At 36.6% G+C, this 21,620-nt stretch carries 22 protein-coding genes; 17 read left to right on the top strand and 5 right to left on the bottom strand.

Annotated elements, in window-relative coordinates:
* The coding region (locus tag UF75_RS28915) for a hypothetical protein (RefSeq protein WP_045572893.1) at positions 1–421 on the top strand (421 nt) is incomplete at its 5' end.
* Positions 422–432: 11 nt separating this feature from the next.
* Positions 433–1,509, top strand: coding sequence for a serine/threonine-protein kinase (locus tag UF75_RS01850; RefSeq protein ID WP_052692951.1), 1,077 nt, complete (start codon positions 433–435; stop codon positions 1,507–1,509).
* Positions 1,510–2,295: 786 nt separating this feature from the next.
* On the opposite strand, the gene UF75_RS01845 is transcribed toward UF75_RS01850, so the two are convergent.
* Positions 2,296–3,192, bottom strand: a complete 897-nt coding sequence (locus UF75_RS01845; RefSeq protein ID WP_045572892.1) for a hypothetical protein — start codon at positions 3,190–3,192, stop codon at positions 2,296–2,298.
* A 176-nt stretch (positions 3,193–3,368) separates the two neighbouring features.
* Between UF75_RS01845 and UF75_RS01840 the strand changes: the two genes are divergently transcribed.
* Both UF75_RS01840 and UF75_RS01835 read left to right on the top strand, forming a co-directional pair.
* Positions 3,369–3,932 carry a sigma-70 family RNA polymerase sigma factor gene (locus UF75_RS01840; RefSeq protein ID WP_045572891.1) on the top strand — a complete coding sequence of 188 codons (564 nt, stop codon included), beginning with the start codon at positions 3,369–3,371 and terminating at the stop codon, positions 3,930–3,932.
* Complete coding sequence (locus tag UF75_RS01835) at positions 3,899–4,660, top strand: DUF4367 domain-containing protein (RefSeq protein ID WP_045572890.1); 762 nt, start codon at positions 3,899–3,901, stop codon at positions 4,658–4,660. The genes UF75_RS01840 and UF75_RS01835 overlap by 34 nt, the downstream gene beginning before the upstream one ends.
* 66 nt (positions 4,661–4,726) lie before the next feature.
* Here UF75_RS01835 and UF75_RS01830 read toward each other — a convergent pair whose 3' ends face one another.
* Both UF75_RS01830 and UF75_RS01825 read right to left on the bottom strand, forming a co-directional pair.
* Positions 4,727–5,158 (bottom strand): hypothetical protein, encoded by a 432-nt coding sequence (locus tag UF75_RS01830; protein WP_045572889.1) that lies wholly within the window; start codon positions 5,156–5,158, stop codon positions 4,727–4,729.
* A 431-nt stretch (positions 5,159–5,589) separates the two neighbouring features.
* Complete coding sequence (locus UF75_RS01825; protein WP_156146169.1) at positions 5,590–6,012, bottom strand: hypothetical protein; 423 nt, start codon at positions 6,010–6,012, stop codon at positions 5,590–5,592.
* Positions 6,013–6,250: 238 nt separating this feature from the next.
* On the opposite strand from UF75_RS01825, the gene UF75_RS01820 reads away from it, so the two are divergent.
* Positions 6,251–6,511, top strand: a complete 261-nt coding sequence (locus tag UF75_RS01820) for a hypothetical protein (protein ID WP_197079299.1) — start codon at positions 6,251–6,253, stop codon at positions 6,509–6,511.
* A 502-nt stretch (positions 6,512–7,013) separates the two neighbouring features.
* Here the strand turns inward: UF75_RS01820 and UF75_RS01815 are convergent.
* Both UF75_RS01815 and UF75_RS28910 read right to left on the bottom strand, forming a co-directional pair.
* A complete protein-coding gene (locus UF75_RS01815) occupies positions 7,014–7,898 on the bottom strand; it encodes a metal ABC transporter substrate-binding protein (RefSeq protein ID WP_348983020.1) in 885 nt (294 codons plus the stop codon).
* Positions 7,899–8,426: 528 nt separating this feature from the next.
* Positions 8,427–8,573, bottom strand: coding sequence for a hypothetical protein (locus UF75_RS28910; RefSeq protein ID WP_197079298.1), 147 nt, complete (start codon positions 8,571–8,573; stop codon positions 8,427–8,429).
* 917 nt (positions 8,574–9,490) lie between these two features.
* Here UF75_RS28910 and crcB point away from each other — a divergent pair.
* From crcB to UF75_RS01750, 12 genes are all read left to right on the top strand, one after another.
* Complete coding sequence (gene crcB / locus UF75_RS01805; protein WP_045572885.1) at positions 9,491–9,865, top strand: fluoride efflux transporter CrcB; 375 nt, start codon at positions 9,491–9,493, stop codon at positions 9,863–9,865.
* A gap of 55 nt (positions 9,866–9,920) precedes the next feature.
* Positions 9,921–10,247: a DUF190 domain-containing protein gene (locus UF75_RS01800; protein WP_045572884.1), complete on the top strand. Its 327-nt coding sequence runs from the start codon at positions 9,921–9,923 to the stop codon at positions 10,245–10,247.
* 652 nt (positions 10,248–10,899) lie between these two features.
* Positions 10,900–11,190 (top strand): hypothetical protein, encoded by a 291-nt coding sequence (locus UF75_RS01795; RefSeq protein ID WP_045572883.1) that lies wholly within the window; start codon positions 10,900–10,902, stop codon positions 11,188–11,190.
* Positions 11,191–11,296: 106 nt separating this feature from the next.
* Entirely contained in the window at positions 11,297–12,418 is a 1,122-nt protein-coding gene (locus UF75_RS01790; protein ID WP_045572882.1) for an ROK family transcriptional regulator, read from the top strand.
* Positions 12,419–12,668: 250 nt separating this feature from the next.
* Positions 12,669–14,180 carry a sugar ABC transporter ATP-binding protein gene (locus UF75_RS01785; RefSeq protein ID WP_045572881.1) on the top strand — a complete coding sequence of 504 codons (1,512 nt, stop codon included), beginning with the start codon at positions 12,669–12,671 and terminating at the stop codon, positions 14,178–14,180.
* A gap of 1 nt (position 14,181) precedes the next feature.
* Positions 14,182–15,174 (top strand): ABC transporter permease, encoded by a 993-nt coding sequence (locus UF75_RS01780; RefSeq protein ID WP_045572880.1) that lies wholly within the window; start codon positions 14,182–14,184, stop codon positions 15,172–15,174.
* A 129-nt stretch (positions 15,175–15,303) separates the two neighbouring features.
* Positions 15,304–16,296, top strand: coding sequence for a sugar ABC transporter substrate-binding protein (locus tag UF75_RS01775; RefSeq protein WP_045572879.1), 993 nt, complete (start codon positions 15,304–15,306; stop codon positions 16,294–16,296).
* 145 nt (positions 16,297–16,441) lie between these two features.
* Entirely contained in the window at positions 16,442–17,482 is a 1,041-nt protein-coding gene (locus UF75_RS01770) for an NAD(P)-dependent alcohol dehydrogenase (RefSeq protein WP_045572878.1), read from the top strand.
* A 48-nt stretch (positions 17,483–17,530) separates the two neighbouring features.
* The gene (xylB, locus tag UF75_RS01765; RefSeq protein ID WP_045572877.1) at positions 17,531–19,060 is read left to right on the top strand and encodes a xylulokinase; all 1,530 of its coding nucleotides are present in this window, start codon (positions 17,531–17,533) and stop codon (positions 19,058–19,060) included.
* Positions 19,061–19,403: 343 nt separating this feature from the next.
* A complete protein-coding gene (pgaC, locus tag UF75_RS01760) occupies positions 19,404–20,606 on the top strand; it encodes a poly-beta-1,6-N-acetyl-D-glucosamine synthase (RefSeq protein WP_242860073.1) in 1,203 nt (400 codons plus the stop codon).
* Positions 20,603–21,007 (top strand): poly-beta-1,6-N-acetyl-D-glucosamine biosynthesis protein PgaD, encoded by a 405-nt coding sequence (gene pgaD / locus UF75_RS01755; RefSeq protein WP_045572875.1) that lies wholly within the window; start codon positions 20,603–20,605, stop codon positions 21,005–21,007. Before pgaC ends, pgaD begins: the two co-directional genes overlap by 4 nt.
* A gap of 67 nt (positions 21,008–21,074) precedes the next feature.
* On the top strand, positions 21,075–21,578 hold the full coding sequence (locus UF75_RS01750; RefSeq protein WP_082074966.1) for an ABC transporter permease subunit: 504 nt from the start codon (positions 21,075–21,077) through the stop codon (positions 21,576–21,578).
* Positions 21,579–21,620 lie beyond the last annotated feature (42 nt).

Below are 21,620 nucleotides of genomic sequence, written 5' to 3'. Positions count from 1 at the left end.
CGCGGAAGGCGATGTAAATAATCCAAATCTAGTTGTGTGCGATAAATTATTAATCCCTAAGGCTTTTAAAGATGGTCAATCTTTTTCATGGTTAAGATCTACTATTATCAATATTTGTATGGAATTTAAAATTACAAAGGGTATCATTCGTACATTTGAGGCCAATGCAAGGATGGGAAAGAGTGCGATTATGGAACGTTCTCGACTAGAAGGGGTTATCGCAGAGGCTTTAAATACACAAGGAATAGAATCCAAAATATGTATGTTGGCAACTATTAGTGCTCTTTTAAAAGTTGAAAATCAAAAGAGTGCGAAGATTTATTTAGATTCAAAGGAATTTAGAGGAATTGAAGCGTGGGATCACTATAGTGATAATTCAAAGGAATCAACAATAGCGGCTGTCGCAGCTTTAGGATTATAGGTGAAATTATTATGGAAATCACTTCAGTAATTAAAGTTAACAAAATTAAAGCTATAGGTAACAATCAAGGAAGAAATTCAGAGGTGTTTCTAGCTCATGATCCTCAATTAGGGGGTAATGTTGCTTTAAAGGAAATACCAATTTCAAAATTCAATAATCCAAGTGAATATTTTGTAGAAGCGCAAACTTTATATGCAAATAAACATCCTAGAGTTGTTCCTATAATGTATGCATGTCAAGATACAGGATTTATAAGATTAACAATGCCATATTTCGATAACGGTTCAGTTCAAAATGTTATTAACAAAAATCCTTTAATGGTTAAACAGGTAATTATATTGGGACAACAGTTTTTAGATGGTTTACACTTTGTACATTTAAGTGGATATATTCATTTTGACATAAAACCTACTAATATATTAATAGGAAATGATGGTTCAGCAATGTTGGCGGATTTTGGTCAGACAAGACCTACAGATGTATTAGGCACTGCATCGATCCCACCTCTATATCCAGTACATATTGCTCCTGAAATTTTAGGGAGTTCTAGAGCTACAAAATTAACGGATATTTATCAATGTGGATTAACCCTATATAGACTATGTAATGGTGAGCAGGTTTTTAGGGGACAACTGAATAATTATATATCTCCCTTAGGGATTTTTACTCCAGAATATGTAAAGGCGATTTTGACAGGGAAATTTCCAAATAGGAGTTATTTTTTGCCACATGTACCGAATAAGTTAAAAAGTGTGATAAAAAAGGCTCTAGCTGTTGACCCTGCTAAAAGGCATCAATCGGTAGTTGAGTTAATGAATGATCTTGGACAAGTCGCGACATTGCTCGATTGGCAATATACCATGGATAATAACGGTATAAAATGGGTAAAAAATAATATAGAACATATGTACCAAATTATGATATTATATAATAAATCAAATAAGTTATGGTATGTTGAAGGAAATGTTATTAGAAATTCAGATGGATTATCTAGAAATAGAAAAGCTTGGACAAGTTTAAGTGGTTTTCGCACCTGTAAACAGGCCGAAGCATTTGTTAGAAATATATTTAACAAAATGGAGGGGTAGTATGAGAACAAAATGTTCATTCTGTGGTCGGAAATTTTCCCGAAGCCACCGAGAGTTACTTACTAACCCGTTTTGCAATAAATGTATTGATAAACGCCTCGAAGCAAGTGGTAGCAAAAGAGTAGAAAATGTTTCTTTTGCTTTTGAACCAAGAGATTCTTCTGGGTATGGGTATTTTATATCTGTTGCACACTAAGTGAAATTCAATTACAATTTCTATAAAGCCCCAAGAAAACTATATCTATTACGTCAAGAAGTCGATGTATGATCCAAGAAGGTAGCCACCTATGAGAGCTATTTTAGTGAAGAAATTGAGGAACAATAATAGCTCCTGTTATTAACAGAAGTCCTAATGTTGCACCAATTGTGTTGAACCCGGTATTTTTGTCATCCTTATGCACCTTCTCAATAATAGAAACTAGGTTAGATACAAAAAGGAAACAAGATACCGGTAGTATATATAACAAGAAAATCAAAAGGTGCCCCCTCTCTTTGTTATACAAAGTTATTCGGCAACGATAACTGATTTAACGTTTTTAAATCGATCCCCATAAGCGTCACTCTGACAGTAGATCTAAATCCGACATTTGATTTTCAGAATTTCATCATGACTTTCACTTTAACCAAAATAAGGATGGCTCATACCACCCTTATTTTAGACTACCTGAAAGTAAAGTACAATAACCCACATTAGTAGTGTTGGGGTGTAATGGTTTTTACTATTGGCGATTTGATACTTTTTGCTAGAAATTCAAATTTCCGAGTATCAAAGATGCTCGTGCTAAGTTACATAGTCGGAATATAAATATCTTGTGTTCCTTCTGTTGTTACTCCAGTTGAAAAAGAAAGTCCTGGCGTACCACTAAACGAAACGGAAGGCCTTACAAAAATTGTACTATGTCCATATTGAGTTTTAACTGCAAGTTCTAAAACGCTTGACTGTTTGGATACATACGTTCCAAATTGTCCTGTTTTTGCGTATGTTCCGGGATACGAAGCTGATAAAACATTAAAAGTCACAGATGCACCATTATTTAAGTTAGGTGTGACAGAATAGGTCTCAGTGTGATGATAGACATCCGAACTTTGATTGTAGTAACTGGCAGTTGCATAAGAATTTGCGCTTTGAAGATACATACCTTCCGACCAAGCTGCCGCAACAACATCTTGCATTTCTAATATAGGAGCAGATGTCCAAGTCCAGTCTGTTCTTAAATTAGCTGTGGATAAACTTGAAGATTTGGAATGGCTAAGTACATATGTACTTAGATATAAGGAAGCGGATAATGCTTGTAGTTGATCTTCCGTACCTACATAGCTCCTTATTTGCATGATCTGTTCTGGTGTGTACCCCTTCTTATTAAGAGTCTCATCGTCTAACTTAGCATTTTCCACAACTCTCTTTTTTAACTCTGCTTTATAGTCTATACTTCGCAGTTTCTTTAGGTCTTCCTTTGAATAACCTTCTTGAAGTAGGGTTTGATCACTCTTGCTCGTAAGCTCTTTATACTTATCATATTCGTTTGTAACTGTTTTACTGACCAAAATACTTGTATCCTGTGTTGATTCGGTAACAATTGCATTATTTGAACCAGGAGACGCAACTACTACACCATTTGAGAAAAGCATGGTCATACATAAACCCAAAAACATAACAGTGATTTTTTTAGAGATTTTTTTCATTAAAATATTCCTCCCATTCTTTTATTACTAATAGGTTAATTTTAAATCTAGATTTCCTCCCTTCAATACATAGAGTATTAGGACATATAAAAGGTTACAAAGAATGGCAAATATTTAATATATTTGGAAGGATTTAAGTAATCTATCCTCGAATTTCATTAAAAGGGGGGAGATATTTGTTAAATAATAGTAATGAATTAGATTTTTTTGAAATACTTACAAAGCAGAATTATGAGAAAGTCTACAAAACTGTATTTTTATACACTAAAGATAAATGGATATCCGAAGATGCCGTCCAACAGGCATTTGTAATAGGTTATAATAAGCTAGATCAGTTAAGTTCTAAGGATAAATTTGCTTCGTGGGTTACTTCTATTGCTTTAAATGAAGCCAAACGAATGTTAAAAGATAAAAATGATTCAAAGATTACTCCAATAACTGATTTCCACTTAAAGACACTATCAGATAGTAAAGAAACCGATATAGAAATCAAAGAGGATGTTGACAACATCCTTAAACAATTAAAGAAACAAGAAACCGAAATCTTAGTCCTTAAATATTATGCTGACTTAACATTGCAACAAATAGCTGACTTATTGGGCAATAAGCTCTCGAATACTAAAGTAAAATTACATAGGGCAAGAGAAAGCTTTAGAAACCTGGTTATTCAGCACCAAGAACAAACACCGGAGGGGGTTAAAGTTCAATGGCCTTATCTGAAAAAGAACTTGACCGATTAATAGAAAGTCAGCTCTCAAAGGAGCTCGATACAAATATAGAGGTACCAGATATAAATAATCAGTGGCAAAAGATTAAACAGCAGATATTAGAAGAAAAGAATAGTCCAGCAATTAAGAAGCCCTTTTCTAAACAAAAAAGAATCATTGTTGCCGCCACAATTCTCTTATCAATTGGTTCAATAAACTTTTTATACCCACATAATGTAAATGCGTTAGGGGGGAAGATAGGAAAGTTTTTTAACTATATCGTTGGAAAAACGACACAAAATAAAACTGAAGTCTACAAACAGGTTAATGAGCCTGGGATACCTAAAGTGCAGGATTCAGGGGATAATATTGAAAAAGAAGTTAGCTTAGAACAAGCCCAAGCTTTGATTCCCTTTAAGTTGGCCACACCAAGTTACCTCCCACATGATGCTAATACAAAAAGAGTTGTCCTTACATCACTAGGCGCAGATGTTTATCAGATTTCTATTGAATATAATCTTAATAAAAACGTATTCGTTTTTACCCAACAAAATAGTGCTAATGGAACTTCACGCGGATCATTGTATGATACAGATGATACTGTTATCAAAGATCTAATAGTTAACGGTAGCCCTGCTATTCTATTTATGAGCAAAAACGGTATAAATACACTGAATTGGCAAATGCGAGGGCTTTTGATACAAATTACAGGAGTAATAACCGAACAAGAGATTATTAAGGTCGCAAAATCAATTAACTAATAAAAATACCACGGCATTAATCCGTGGTATTTTTATTAGTCTGGAATTTATTAGCGTTTAATCTTATTATTGAATATATACTGCTTCCGAGTAAGATTGACCACTCTCGCTTATACCACCATTCAATGATGTGTGTTGTGCAAATACTCTGTAGTTATATCCACCTGATACAGTGAGTAATTTTCCCCCAGAAACATTGGCTGAACTGTAATTAGTGTAGCTATAGGTATTCAATGTAACCCATTGGCCACCAGATAAGTATTGCAAATTTAATTGTAGTCCTATTTGTTGGACTGCTGTGTAGGTTGAAGTTGACCCGGATATGTTGATCGTACCGTTACCATTATTGACTATTTTGCATTGGCCCCCTGAAATATATTGGAAGGCCGCTGGGCTCACAACCCCACTTCCACTCAATTTGGTTTCCGTAGCTCCTAAAGCAACTTGGGTACCTAATAGCATAAAGATACATAGAAGTATAGGTATTAGTTTTTTCATTACACATTTCCCCTCTCCATTATTCTGATATATAGAGTATAAAAGTGGTACAAAAGGTTACAATTTTTTACGGTAAAAAACAAGAAATAATTACGATAGTGTATTTGGTGATTTATTCAAAAATCACTTCAAAAATCACTTCAAAAAGGACAATTTAGATCGTAGGAGCCCTAAGGTACTGTTTGAATTCAAACATTTTGAGTACATTAAACGACCGTTTATTGTACTGGTAGATACAGAAATTAGTTAGTGTTGCCTCTCAAAGAGATCTGAACTAGAGCTAAGTCGCCAGTTCCTCAGGTAACAAAGATCAATTGTTACTTGGTTCGTGGTTATTAAGCCCGAAGAATAATATGACTGATAAAATAATCCCTACCAAATATAACAAATGGCAGGGATTATTCATGAATAGGTTAAATAGAATTTAGGCATTATTTTAAGGTGACCGTTCCTTTGTAGTAACCTCTAAACTTTGAAACAATTGTATACGAGCCATCAGATTTGCTTTTTTTACTTTGTGAAATTACCATGTAATCGTACTTAGTTAAAATCCCTACCCATGTTCCATCATTAGTTTTTTGACGATATTCGTAGGTGGGATGGCTTCCCGAATTATCCCATGAATAAGTTGTAGAAATCAATCTTCCATTCTTGTTATATTTGCATTCTTGAACGTTATCCACATAGGTAGATACACTTTTTGTTTTACTTTCAGCCTTAGCATTAGATACAACTAAGTTTTCCGTGATTGAATTTGCGCCTTTGATATCATCTTTTGTTGGCGCAAATATTTCCTTTCTGTCTCTGCTAGTACACATTAATGTATTAGCGTAATTTGTGTGATCCAAACCCAAAGCAATGATACGATTAGGTATTGCCGATGTTGGTTTAGTAACTCAGAGGATAGGCAGCCACCAAGAGTTTACATCAAAAGATTTCCTTACTGAATATCCGACATGGATCTATACTAAACATGAAGGAAAATCATTTTCCGATTATCCGTATATTTACTTTTAAAAAGGATCTACATGGCGTGAAAGAATGGATAGTTGGATCGGGCATGAATCCAGTTCTAAAAAAGTCCTTTTCGAGGTGGATAGTATAAACAACCTTATGCTTTGGGTAAATCAAGGAATAGGCAAAAGTATTGTGCCAAACACAGCTTTAGACCCCTCCAGATATCCAAATATCGTTGTTGAAAAAGCGGATTTTGGTAAACCGTTCGTTACACGGATGATAACCTACAAAAAGACAATAATCCCCCGAAAGGAAAAACTGATAAACGCCTTCTACACTTGTTCAAGAGATTATCTTAAATCGGAAGAATATGCCATAAAGATGCGAGTACCCTAATTTACCAAAAGCCATTAAAGGTAAATATAAAAGTTTAAGGGTTTAATAGTTTAAGAGTAAAATTCTGGTTACTTATAATCCAATGGAGTTACCTTTTAAACAAACTTTATTATGAAAATTTTAATGATGTTATCAGATAATGAACAAACTACTTTATAAAAATTAAAAGTATAAGTTGAATATCAGGCACAAACTTTATTATAAAACTACAAGGTTTTGAGTTATAATTAATGTTGTCATATAATATAACAACGAATGTCACTAAATATATTAACGGATGTCATATTGGCATGTCACAAATGTTAGAACTGTATTAAGTTATAGCTCTGACACTACACTAACCCACAAATTCATCGAAAAACCTCTATTTTCATTTAACATTTTGCCGTCATTATACATAGAAGGTGGGGGGTAACTCTAGCCTTATTCACTTCCTAGGCAAACAATAGAGATGAAATTTGGGTCCTATAAGCGTCGTTGCGTCAAGTTCATTCATGGTGTTTCATTTTAGAGCATCTTGTAATGTTTTAAGATTACTATCCATTATATTAATATAGGCATCTGCATTTATAGGGCCCATTGCTACTGGGTCGAGCGTATAAACTTTAGCACCCGTCTCTTTTGCAATGGTATCTGCCGCTTTAGTAGAATATTGTGGTTCTGCAAGAAGAGCTTTTACCTTCAGACTTTTTACCTTGTCTATTGTTTCAGCCAATTCTTTGACACTGGGTTCTGAACCCGGCTCACGTTCAACGACCCCAGCTATATTTAAATTGAATTCTTTCGCGAAATATGGAAACGCGTCATGGAAGGTAATGATATCACGGTTTTTTAGTCCTTCCAAAGCTAGATGCATCTTAGCGCTTTGAGCTTGGAGCTTTTTAATATACACATTGGTGTTCTCTTTATATTTCGTGGCATTCTTGGGGTCTAATAGAGCAAGTTGATCTCCAATCGTTTGCACCTGCTTAATAGCATTAGAGATACTTACCCATATATGAGGATTATTACCCACATTCCCAGCGCCTTTAAGGAGTTCGATTCCTTTACTAGAGTCAACTATTTTAAGATTAGGCATTTGGCTCATAATCTTACCCATGAAGGATTCAATACCTGCTCCGTTGATTATGAGGACTTTTGCTCCCTCAAGATTCTTCATGTCTTCAGGCGTTACCGCATAATCATGAAGGTCTCCCGCCGTTGGCTTCGTCATATCAATCACGTTGACATTCGGGATATCCTTTGCAACGTTCAACGCGAATATATACATCGGATAGAATGAAGCAGCTATTGTCATCGTTGAACTTGAGTTCTCAGTGGAACTTATTGGAGCCTTAGATTCGTTGCTAGCCCCACAACCACTTACCACCAATAAGCATAACAACATTATGCAAAAAAGTTTAATTGACGTTGATTTCATTGAAATTATCCTCTTTTCTATTCTCAAATGCAAATAGCTTGCATTTGCATTATTAATTATACTCTATCTTTCTTGGTTGTAAACCATTTATTTTCTCCTTAATTAATTAGCGAATCCAAGCAATGCAGTATAGTAAAATTTATATAATGCCAGACAAGTTTCAGTATACTAAAAGCCTAGTACTTTTATGACTACGTTGTATTTAGTCTTATTTAAGCTGTAAACACAGTTAAAAAATAAGGGATAGTACTCCTTGTGTCCGATAACCAACACTATGACAAGTTCATCAAAACTACATTTTCCGTCTTTTGCAGATTCAATATTATTTGATTGTTTGCTATATCCATAGGGCACGTGGAGTGCGTAATAGTGCTATATTGGCGTCGAGTGATTGAGGCATTTGAATAAATTTCTGCACAGACGATGATTACGTTGAGAACATAAAAAGGCTATCACCTTTTAAGATGATAGCCGGCCCGATTTATAAGAATTTTTTTAAAAGATTACTCCCAAAGCAATAAGAATCAAAATAGCAATAGCAATGATCCCTACTCCGACTCCTACGCCAACACCTGCAACTGGAGCGACAGGAGCAGGACAACATGCTCCTCCAGCATATCCACCATAACCCATTCCGTACATTAATTTTTCCTCCTTTTTAATTAGAATACGATGCCCAATGCGATAAGCAGAAGAATAATTACAACAACTGCTGCGATTCCAGCACCAACGCCTGTTCCACAACCACAAGCTCCATCAACACCAACAGCACCAAATGCCATTAATTTTTCCTCCTTTGTTAAGAGATAATTTATAATATGTATGGCGTAAAATTAATGGAACAATATGGAAATAAATTTGTTCCTGAGTTTACCTAAAGTGCGGTGAGCCCAATGGAGAATACTCAGACAGCCTTTATGGTGCAGTTCAGTTGGTCAAAGGGGTAAAGAAAAGAGAAAAGGAACCTTTTGAAGGTTCCCTTTCTCTTTGGTGGCATAGATCTTGTCTAGTTAGTTATTTATATTTTGCCTTCTAGATCGTCCATTATTTTAACGATCGAATATAAAGCGTTAAATTTGATATGATCTTCTTTCGTTGATCCATTAACGCCATTAACCTTTTCGCATTCAAACCTCAATTTTTTTAATAACTCGTACCACATTTTCTCATAATTCATGTTAAATCTCCTTTCTATCCTTTGCAGCTTAAATTGTTATGAAATGAATTAATAATATTTTATCCCAAATGGACAGGGGATTCAATTGTTTTGTAAGCACCTATAAAATATTTTGAACATTTGATATAGTCGTATTTTATCACTAATTAATCTATTTTTCTAATAATTTTCTCCTAAAACTTTAAAAAGCAAGAAAATCTATTCCTGCTCCATATTGCTTTAGTGTATTTTTTTCGTTATTATTAGAGTGAGTTGGTATTTCTTTCATATTTTAACTTTTCCCAACTTGCGATGGGGCTCGCTTGTGCATAATGCTAATGGCTCCTACTGAAACTATCTCAGTAGGAGCTTTTTGTGTTTAGAGGAGGAATGAAATTAAACAATGCAAAGTTTTATGGTTATAGCTTTTGGCGGTGCCTTAGGAGCACTATCCCGCTATGGTCTCGGCCTATGGATATCTAGTAAATGGAACCAGGGATTCCCGTTAGGAACTTTTATAATAAATATAACGGGGGCCTTTTTGCTCGGATTTCTAAATATATTATTTATCGAAAAATTGACGATAAGTCCACTATGGCGCTTAGGCATTGGGGTAGGTTTTCTAGGGGCATATACTACATTCTCAACGTTTGGCTATGAGGTTATAATGTTATTAGAAGGAGGCAGTTTACTAACAGCAGGACTATATACTTTTTTATCTGTAATCCTTGGTTTTGCTGGAGTTGCGTTAGGAGTAGGCTTGGCCCGTATCTTATAGTTTTTAAGTTGTAGCATTTTGAGCACTGTTATCCTGAGAAGGAGGTATCCATGTAATGTTAGGTAAAGCAAAGTTACTTAAAGTCTATCTAGGTGAAAGCGAACGGTATAATAATAAGCCACTCTATCAATATTTAGTACATTGGCTTAAGGAAAAAGGGATAGGCGGTGTAACCGTCAACCGAGGAATCGAAGGGTACGGTGCGGATAAAGTTCTCCATTCAGCTCGTTTCTTAGAGCTATCGTCTGATTTGCCAATGATATTGGAAATTGTGGATGTTGCGGAGAAAATCGATCCTCTGATTCCGGAAATTTGCGCAATGGTTCCGAAAGGTTTAGTGTTTGCCACAGATATCAAAGTTTACAAACACGGAAAAGAATAAATAGGGTGAACCCGACTTAGGTGGGTTAGGTAGATACCGCTGTGACAATTTGCCGGCCCGCTAATTCGTTTAATGCGGTAAAGTTGGATTTCAAAAAGAGTTGGGCAGCACAAATAGTTATTGACATATGTTAAATATGACGTATAATAAAAACTAAATAGGGTATATGTCAATAACTAGCCATACATTTTATTTTCTTGATTATAAGCAAACCGGTTACACCTTCGAGGGCTTAATGTCGGAAGTGCCATTTTCTCTGAATTAGCTATAGCTTTATAGAAATCCTCCCCCGCTTAAAGGGAGGAATGTGATAGGTATAATGCGAGAAGCACGTTGAACTGGACAATCAACGTGCTTCTCGCATATTAGAAGGGCTGCATGTCACCATTTAATTGCAATATTCAGAAGGACACAGGATAAGAATTTAAAACATTTAGAAAAGCGGTATTGTCCATATGGGAATTGCCTATTTCTTATTCTAAAGAAATATATCGATATAAGGTTGGCGAAAAACCTTAATGCTACAGACATTAAGGTTTTTGGCAGGGATTTTAAGGCAGATGTGGAATATTAACTGAAATTGATAAAGACGGTAATTGATCTATCTGGGCAAACACCATTTGATGCAAATACTTCATAGGGGGAAGGTAAAATGAACGAAGATGTTGCTATTATTGAGGGAATTTACGACATCGTTTTACCTGAAGTGCCAGCATCTCTCCACAGATGGGGAAGAAAGGTGTGGCTTCGAGATATTGAAGTGGGGGCTAAGGGAAAACTATTATTCTTTGAGGATAAAGTTTACAAAATCACTAGCCTTAGTCTGATTACCAATATTATTCGAAATTCGGATCGTTTAGAGATTTATACACAAAGGAGTATCTATAAGCTGAGGCTTTTGTCTAGTGAACCGGATTACCCAATGAACCAAAGTACAGTATGATTACCAGATCGTTTGGGATGATTGCAAAATCAATCAAACTATAATAATATTAATGACATAATAAATAACATTATGAAAAGACATTTATGAAAGTCGGTGTCAATAATTGATTAATAGAGTGAATAGCATCGAAGTGAGAAAGATCAATCGAAATGCAATCTATAAATTTTTATATAAGCATGATCCTATTTCTATACAAGAAATAGCTCATACGTTAAAGATGAGTTTACCCACTGTTGCACAAAATCTTAAAGAATTGCAAGAAAGAGATTTAATTATTGAGACAGGTTTATTTGAATCTACAGGAGGCAGAAAAGCAAAGGCCATTACGTACAATAGTCTTAAATATACTGTTGGATTAGATATTACCCGGAATCATGTAGGAATTGTGTTAATTGATTTAAGTGGAAAGGTGATTAAAAACGTACGCAAGCAGTATCCATTTGCCAACTCTAAAGAGTATTTTAAAGGAGTTGGTAACTTAGTAGAGCACTTTATTGATGATTGTAAAATAGAACGTGGCAAAATTTTAGGGGTTGGCATTGCTTTACCTGCAATATTATCCGAGGATAAACAACTGGTAAATTACGCTACTGTTATTGATTTCAAAGGAGGAAGCGTCAAGGACTTTTCTGAATTTATACCATATCCATGCATCTTAAGTAACGATGCTAATGCTGCGGGGTTTGCAGAACTGTGGGACAAAGAAGATATTCAAAATGTGGTATATCTTTCTCTTAATAATAGTGTTGGAGGCTCCATTATTATTGGCAAAAATATATATATGGGGCAAAATCAACGTAGTGGTGAATTTGGACATATGACAATTGTTCAAAACGGCCGCACATGTTACTGTGGACAAAAAGGTTGTGTTGATGCATACTGCTCCGCTAAGATTTTATCAGATAGTACAAACGGAAATATTGCTGAGTTTTTTAGGCTTTTAAGATCGAATAGTGAACCACAAAAAGCACTCTGGGAAGAATATCTCACGCATTTGGTAGTAATTATTAATAATTTGAGAATGCTCTATGATTGTAATGTTATTCTAGGCGGATATGCTGGAGCTTATATGGACGAATATATCGAGCACTTGAGGGAATTAGTATCAAGAAGAAATTCCTTTGAGGTTGACGGAAGTTATTTGCATGTCTGTAAATATAAGCTGGAGGCTACAGCCGTCGGTGCAGCTTTACAACATGTTGAAAGTCTTATTAATAATGTCTAGTTTGTAAGGTTCAACCAATGAAAGACATATATTTTTTAAATTGTGCCTTTATTGACTTAAGCTAGAAAAGCGATATAATCTTATTAAAAGTAATTTACAAAAGTGGTATATAAATGATTGGAAAATTTGTATTTTTTACAGTCGGGTTTAAGCGAAATATATATGAGTAAACTCTCTAAGGTAAGATTCTATTCTGATTCCAGGATCAGCATGAGAAATATTAAACTAAAAAATCTCATGGGGGAAGAAAATGAACGAAAAAATTAAGTTAAGAGTATCGCAGATTGAGAAGTTATTTCCAGGTGTCAAAGCTCTTGATAAAATTGATTTTGCCGTTAAAAAAGGTTCTGTCCATGTGTTGTGTGGAGAGAATGGGGCAGGTAAATCGACCTTAATGAAAATCATCAATGGAATTTATCAACCAGATAGTGGTCAGATTTTCATTGATGAAAAACCTGTCAAAATCAATAATCCTATTCAAGCGAGAACTTTAGGAATTTCAATGATCTTTCAAGAGATGAGTTACGTTCCCGAGATGACAGTAGAAGAAAATATTTTTCTTGGGAATCTCCCCGTTAAAAGGTTTGGTAATGTTAATTGGAAGGAGGTAAGACAACGCACTAAAGAGCTATTACTGGCGGAAAATTTACCTTATTCTCCTACGACGCCACTCAAGGATCTAACGATATCCGATATTCAAATGCTGGAAATAATCAAAGCTATTTCTTACAAGTCCGATATTATCATCATGGATGAACCGACCTCGGCGATCACACATAAGGAAGTGGAAAAACTATTCGTTAAGATAAGAGATCTAAAAGCTAGAGGAGTAAGCATCATCTATATATCTCATAAATTAGATGAAGTTTTCCAGATAGCGGATGAGATCACGGTGTTAAGAGATGGAACGGTCGTAGAAAGCCACCCTAAAGAAGAACTGGACATTGAAACGGTTATCGCCTTGATGGTAGGTCGGAAACTTACCACTAAATTTCCAAAAGAACAAATTGATATTGGGGAAGATATGCTTAAGGTTGAAAATTTGAATTGCACGAATGTGTTCCATAATATCAATTTCCATGTTCGCAAAGGTGAAATTTTAGGATTTGCAGGGCTTATGGGTGCTGGACGAACCGAAGTGATGCGTTCTCTATTTGGGCTCGATGCTAAAACATCGGGTGTCGTAAAAATTGACGGTCAGGAAGTTACTATTACAAACGTACGACAGAGTATCGAGCACGGGATGGTCATGCTTTCAGAGGATAGGAGAAGATACGGTATAATTCCTATGCGATCAGTGAAGGAAAATACAACCCTCTCCTACTTGAAACGAGTTTTCTATGGTTACAGAAACCATAAAAAAGTTGAGAAGAAGCTTGTCTCGGATATTCTTAATAAAATGAGAATTAAAACACCAACCATTGATACCCCAATCGCAACGTTGAGCGGAGGTAATCAGCAAAAGGTCGTTCTCGCTAAATGGATGATCAGAAATCCAGATATTCTTATTTTGGATGAACCTACTCGCGGGATTGATGTAGGGGCTAAATTAGAAATCTATAAACTCATGACTGATTTAGCCAAAGAAGGTAAAGTTGTGATCATCGTTTCTTCTGAACTTCCTGAGGTAATTGGTATGTGTGACAGGATTTATGTCATGGCTAAAGGGACTATTACCGGGGAGATTAATCGAGAAGATTTTTCCCAGGAGCTCATTATGAGGTATGCTACCGGAACGTTAACATCTGACGGGGTGAACTAAAATGAAAATAGAAAATAATTTTTGGAATACTGTAAAAAAGAAATACAGCATTTATTTGATTCTAGTAGCGTTATTTATTGTCTGCTCGTTGGCCAATCCCAACTTTTTGTCGGTCAATAACTTGACGAACATTTCAAGGCAGCTGTCCGTAACCACTATTCTGGCGTTGGGTGCAACGATGCTGATCATCAGTGGAATGCTGGACTTGTCATCCGGGTCTGTCCTGGCACTTGCTGGAGTCTTCGCAGTATCTGCCTATAAAGCTACGGGGTCTTTGTTAATAGCGATTACTGTCGGTATTTTGACTGGGGTTATATGTAACGTAATCAATGCGATCATGATTAGTACTTTTAAAGCACCCCCTTTTATTGCTACTTTGGCAATGCTGACCGTGGCTCGTGGTGTGGCTCTCCTATTCACGAAGGGACAGAATATCCTCCAGCTGGGAAATTTTGTAGAGTTAGGACAAGGCTCCATTGGGATAATCCCTATTCCTATTATTTTTCTAATAGTCATTGCAATTTTTACCTGGTATTTATTAAATCATACCCGCTTTGGACGTTCTCTTTATGCTGTTGGGGGGAACGAAGAAGCGTCGATTGCCTCAGGGATCAACGTTCACAAGGTTAAATATACTGCCTTTATCATCAATGGTCTTTTTGTAGGAATTGCCGGTGTTCTCTTTATGTCCCGTGTCAATGCAGGTCTTCCAAACGGTGCTATCAATTATGAGTTTACGGCTCTAACCGCAGCCATTATTGGCGGAACGAGCTTTTCTGGTGGAGTCGGTACTGTTGGTGGTACACTTGCCGGTGCGTTCATTGTAGGGTTTTTAGATAATATTATGAACCTAACCAATGTAGATTCTTATATGCAGCAAATAGTTCGGGGCACAATTATTGCACTTGCGGTAATCTACGATATCCGGACAAGAAACCGCAGAGCAAACAGTATGTTAGGCAGGATAGAGGATAAGGGAGTAGATGGAAAATAAAAATAACAGATAAGGCTTTCTAATTAAATAGAAACTAAATTGTTAAATGCAACCATTTAACCGACCACTGAATTAAAAGCCTTACTGTTTAGAAATATAAAAAATATGACTAGAGAAGGATGGGAAAGAATGAAGAAAAGACTGTTAAGCGTAGTTTCCATGTTACTTGTAGTAGGTTTATTAGCCGGATGTTCATCAAGTAAACCAACAACCCCTGCTCAGAATGATGCGGCTAGTGGCCAAAAAACATACAAGGTTGCTTACATTGCTCGCGCCCAATCCGATTCATTTGCGGCTTGGCTTGCCAATGCAGTGAAAGACGAAGCAAAGAAATATCCTAATATTAAGCTTGAGGTTTTTGATGGACAAGCTAATGATGATAAAGAAAACTCCATGATTGAGAATGCTATAACCAACAAATTTGATCTAGTTATCGTACAACCAAATAGTGGTGAATCTCAAAGACCGTATGTCGAAAAGGTTGTTAAAGCTGGTATCTTTGCCATTACAACCAACGCCCGTATTTCTGGTATTCAAGGTGCATCTTCAGTCGATGCTCAACCTTATGAGCAAGCAGCGGTTAATGCCCGTGCAGCTTTAAAACAAATTCCACAGAATGCAAAGGTCGTTGTCTTAAAAGGACCTTCAGGTAACTTCCATGCTGATGAAAGACGTAAGAGCTGGCAAAAAGAGTTCTTTGACAAACGCCCTGATGTTAAAATTGTTGGAGAGCAAATTGCTAACTGGAACAAAGATGAAGCTATGAAGTATATGGAAGACTGGGTTCAGGCTAATGATAAAATTGACGCAGTTATTGCCATGAATGATAACATGGCTGCAGGAGCACTTGAAGTCGTAAAGGGCAATCCAAAATATGAACATATGCTTGCCTATGGTGTCGACGGAACTGCTGAAGCTTTATTACTCATCAAAGAGGGCAGAATGACTTCCACATGTTTGCAAAATGCTAATGAGCTCGCAGAGAAAATGTTAGATGCCAGTAATAAACTTTTAACTGGTAAAGAAAAAGAAATTAATACAGATATCGGCAATCCACTTGTTACCAAGGAAAATGCTGATCAATATCTTGAAATCCTCAAAAAATCCGGAACAATTAAATAATCCATTTTGACTCGCCAGAGTCCGCAGGACATTCTCCCTTAGGGGATGAATGTCCTGTTAGCAAACGAGCATATTGATTTGTGCCAAGTGAGTGAATTCTTTGCATTCATTTGAGGACCATGCGCAAGTAGAGGAGGGGTACTAAATGAAAAATAGAGCAGCCTACATGACTGGTCTTAACAAATTGGAAATACGAGAAATTGAAGTCCCTGTACCGAAGGAAAAACAAGTCCTTGTCAAACTTGAGTATGTTGGAATTTGCGGTTCTGACGTACACTATTTGGAACATGGGAAAATCGGCGATTTTATTGTCAATGGGGATTTTATACTTGGTCATGAATGTGCAGGAACGATCGTCGCCATTGGATCTAAGGTAGAGAATCTAAAGGTTGGAGATAAAGTCGCCTTAGAACCGGGAATTACTTGTGGGCAATGTGAATTTTGCAAGACTGGCAGATACAATCTTTGCCCGGATGTAGAGTTTTTAGCGACACCACCCTATCATGGTTGCTTCATGAACTATATTGCCTTTCCGGAAACTATGGCCTTTAAACTGCCAGATAGGATCTCTACAAAAGAGGGAGCTCTGGTTGAACCCTTAGCCGTTGGTATGCATGCTGCAAAGCAGGGGAATGTTAAGTTGGGAGATTCCGTGGTTATCCTGGGTTCAGGTACGATTGGTCTAACAACCCTTCTGGCGTGCAAAGCGTTTGGGGCAACTGATATTACAGTTGTGGACGTTATTCCCAAAAGGCTTGAATATGCTAAAAAACTGGGAGCTACAACTGTTATCAATGCTACTGAAGTAGATGTTTTAGCAGAAATTGATAAACTTACGAATAAACAAGGCGTTGATATTGTAATAGAGACTGCAGGGACTGCCCAAACAATTGCTCAAACCCCTTATCTGATAAAAAATGGTGGGTGTATAGTATTGGTTGGCATGGCGCCTCAGGATATTATCGAATTTAACTTTGCAAAAATTATGGCTAAAGAAGCAGAAATTAAATCAGTCTTTCGTTACAGAAATATCTATCCCCAAGCGATAAAAGCCATTGCGAAGGGTATAATAGATATCTCTGGAATTATTACTCATGAGTTTAGTTTCGATGAGGTTGCGAAAGCCTTTGATTTTGCCATTAACCATAAACAAGAGGTCGTTAAGGCGGTTATTAAAATCGACTAATTGTACCTTCACCAATAGTTGTGGACGTTTAGACCAGGAGGGTGCGCAATGCGATATTTACTGGGCGTTGATTTAGGAACTTCGGGTACAAAAACTGTGTTATTTGACCTTGTAGGAAACGTAATTTGTTCAAAGACGATTGAATACCCATTATATCAGCCAGCCAATGGGTGGGCAGAGCAAGACCCTTCTGATTGGTGGAATGCCACGTGTGATGGTATTAAGTACGTTATTACTACGAGTGGAATTGAGGCATCTGAAATTTCCGGGGTAGGTCTTTCCGGACAGATGCATGGGCTTGTAATGCTCGATAAAAATGGAATGGTACTAAGAAATTCGATCATTTGGTGCGATCAGCGGACAGCAAAAGAATGCCAGCAGATGAATAGTATAATGGGCGAAAAGAGACTCCTTGAAATTACTGCTAATCCTGCTCTTACAGGATTTACTGCTTCTAAAATACTTTGGATTCAGAACAATGAACCTGAAGTCTATGAGAAATGCGCCCATATTTTGCTGCCTAAGGATTACATTCGATATATGCTTACGGGTGAATTTGCTACAGATGTGTCAGATGCATCGGGTATGCAACTGATGGACATACCGAACCGTTGTTGGTCTGATGAAATACTATCCAAATTTAATATCGACAAATCTATGCTGGGGAAAATTTATGAATCTCCAGAGGTTACGGGTAAAATACACAGCAGGGCAGCTGAGGTGACGGGACTCTGTGTGGGCACCATCGTTGTGGGCGGTGCTGCCGACAATTCCGCAGCAGCCATTGGTACAGGGGTTGTAAGAACAGGAAACGCTTTTACTACCATAGGGACCTCCGGTGTAGTCTATGCTATTTCAGATGATGTTTCCATTGATCTTAAGGGAAGAGTGCATACCCTATGTAGTGCTGTGCCAGGAAAATGGACGCTAATGAGCTGTACCTTAGGTGCTGGCTTATCGCTGAAGTGGTTAAGAGATACTTGCTGTTCTGAGGAAATGATCGAGGCTGAAAGGCTAGGCGTTGACCCCTATGTTGTCATGGATAGGTTAGCCGAAAAAGTTATGCCTGGAGCAGGCGGACTTGTTTATCTACCTTACTTGATGGGTGAACGTTCTCCTCATCCGGATCCTGATTGTAGAGGGGTATTTTTTGGATTGTCCGCATCACATAACCGCGCTAACATGATTCGCGCAGTTATGGAGGGCGTAGCCTTTTCCCAGCTAGAATGTGTTGATGTCTTTAAGGAAATGCAGGTCAACGTTGAAGACATGATAGCCTGTGGTGGTGGTGGAAGAAGTACTGTTTGGAGACAGATGCTTTCGGATATGTATGGTTGCTCTGTCAGCACGATCAAAGCGGATGAAGGGCCTGCCTTTGGTGTGGCAATACTAGCGGGAGTTGGAGCAGGGGTCTATGATTCGGTTGAAGCTGCCTGTGACAATTTGGTTAGCAAGAATATTATCCTGAAGCCAAATCCTTCGACACGAAAGGTTTATGAGGAGTATTACGAGCTTTATAAGAAATTGTACGCTGATTTACAAGGGTCGTTTAAGCTTTTGTCTAAGCTCCCGAAATAGTAACTGCTGGAAGCGGTAGTACTCAGCACTACAAAAGGGACCGTAACGAGACTACAAATGAAGTTTCTCGTTACGGTCCCTTAAATAATTGTTTTCAGGTACCTAGTTTATCTTTTCCCGTAAATTACCACGAGGTAAATCAAACTGGTTTAACGAATATCTAAATTAGATGTAACAAGAAATATTATAATTACTAATAAAGGTAAAATTAACAAGTTATTGTTAAATTAGTTACAAAATTTAGGAGTTTATTGAGGTGCGCAAAGATGTTAAACAAAATGGTTAGTTTTACTACTAAAATTAGAGAGATGCGATTTTGAATAATTTCATAACTTTAATTTCATTGTATGTTTTTTGGTATCCTTTGATTATGAGTACTTTTTGGATAATTGGGGGAATTCTTTTTTATCATAAAATAGAAAAGAAGCCAAGCTTACCTATAAATGAAACTCCTATGGTTTCTATATTAGTCCCATGCTATAACGAAGAAAATACAATAGAAAATACTGTTGAACGACTTGATAATTTAAATTATCCGTCCTATGAAATTATAGCGATCAATGATGGTAGCAAAGATCGCACGCATGATGTTTTGGAAGAACTTTCAAGGAACTATGAAAAGTTAAGAGTCATTCAACTTAAAACCAATGCAGGAAAGGCAAATGCTTTGTATCTGGGGTTAATTGCCTCAAAAGGAGAATTTCTAGTAGGAATTGATGCGGATTCTTATCTTGATCCTGATGCCTTAAACTATATGATTCCACATTTTGTTACGCCAAATTATGGAGAACGTGTCGGGGCTGTTACAGGAAATCCTAGAGTACGGAATAGGAACTCATTATTGGCTAGAATTCAACTATGTGAATTTTCCAGTATCATAAGTTTAATAAAACGTACGCAAAGATTACTGGGCAAGGTTATGACAGTTTCAGGCGTTGTGGTTGCATTTAGAAAAAGTGCCTTAATTGATTGCGGTTTATGGGATAGAGATTTAATGACAGAAGATATTGGGGTAACTTGGAAGTTACAGAAGCGTTTCTGGGATGTAAGATATGAACCAAGGGCGATATGTTGGATGTTAGTACCCGAGACCCTTGCAGGTTTATGGAAGCAAAGAGTAAGGTGGGCGCAAGGTGGGATTGAAGTTCTCATCAGACACTGGGATATATGGTTAGATTGGAAAAACAGACGGTTGATTCCAGTATATTTAGAACAAATAATGAGTATTATCTGGTCTATAGCATGGTTAATACTATTTGTACTCATTGTAGTTCAAATTCTTGCTGGAAAGCTATCCTTTTTCCCTATGTTTTGGCAAGGGCAATATTTAGCCTTACTTTCGTTGATTCAATTTGTTGTAGCAATGCTATTGGATAAGCGTTATGACGAAAAGTTGCTCAGATATTATTTATGGGCTATTTGGTATCCAACTTTTTACTGGTATTTTAACGCTATAGTCATTGTATATGCTATTCCAAAAACCATATTTAGTAAACGGGGAAAATTTGCTACTTGGGACAGCCCTGATCGGGGGCTTTCATTATGAATATAATCGATGGATTTCAAAAAAAGTATATTAGAGTCATTGAGAAATTCATAACAGTTATTGGTTGGTTGTTTATGCTAGGGTATATAGTTCAAATAATATTATCTTTGCTAATCTGGATTTTTAATTTATCAAACTTTTATAAACAATTATTTATACTGGGAAGTATTTATCGTACAATTAATACACTTATAATTACAATTGTGATTTCATTATTAGGGTTTTTAATCATGTATGGTTGGGGAAGATACAATTTTAAAAGGTATGCGCATTTGAAAAGAAGAAAATTCCCGGATTATATAACGATTGAGGGGATTGCCGAGTATTTTAATTTATCGCTTGAAGTTGTAGAATCTATGCAAAATGATAGAATAATTATTCTAGAAAAGACGATCGTCTAAACCGCCAATCTGCGAAGAATGGCGGTTTTTCGATTTATTTTTCTCATTAGGATTTTAATGGAAATGGATATTACGGGATAAAACTGCAGAGTTTTTGTTTTTAAAACCTATTTCCAGAAGTAAGATCATTACCTCAAAGCTGCTTGCATCGTTGCTCAATCTCTTAATCTTTAATCTTGTAACCTTGGTCTCCTCAATTCTTTTGGTACAAAGATATAGTAAAGGAGAAGCGGTGATGGGTGATATAACAAAATTGATGGTTGGAATGCTGATCTTACAACTTATATTTTTGTTTATCGGGACAGCCATAGCCGCTATTAGTAAGCATCCTAAGACTGCTGCATCCATGGCTACAGGAATACTTTTGCTCACATTTATGTTATCAATTGCGATCGATCTGAATAGCCGAATAGATATGCTTAAATACCTTACACCCTTTAAATATTTTGACGCGAAAAACATGTACACCCGTGGGTTTGAACCTGTTTATGTTATTCTGTCTGTTGTGATTATTGCAGGATTATTTAAGGTGACTTATGTATTTTATAAGAGTAGAGATTTGAATGTGTAGGAAGAGATAGATGAAAAAGTTTTCTCCTTGATGGAAATTAAT

Origin of the sequence: Desulfosporosinus sp. I2, assembly GCF_000960765.1 — a bacterium.
GTDB lineage: Bacteria > Bacillota > Desulfitobacteriia > Desulfitobacteriales > Desulfitobacteriaceae > Desulfosporosinus.
The sequence above is the reverse complement of the archived record's forward strand: the minus strand, read 5'-3'. Positions and strand labels throughout refer to the sequence as shown.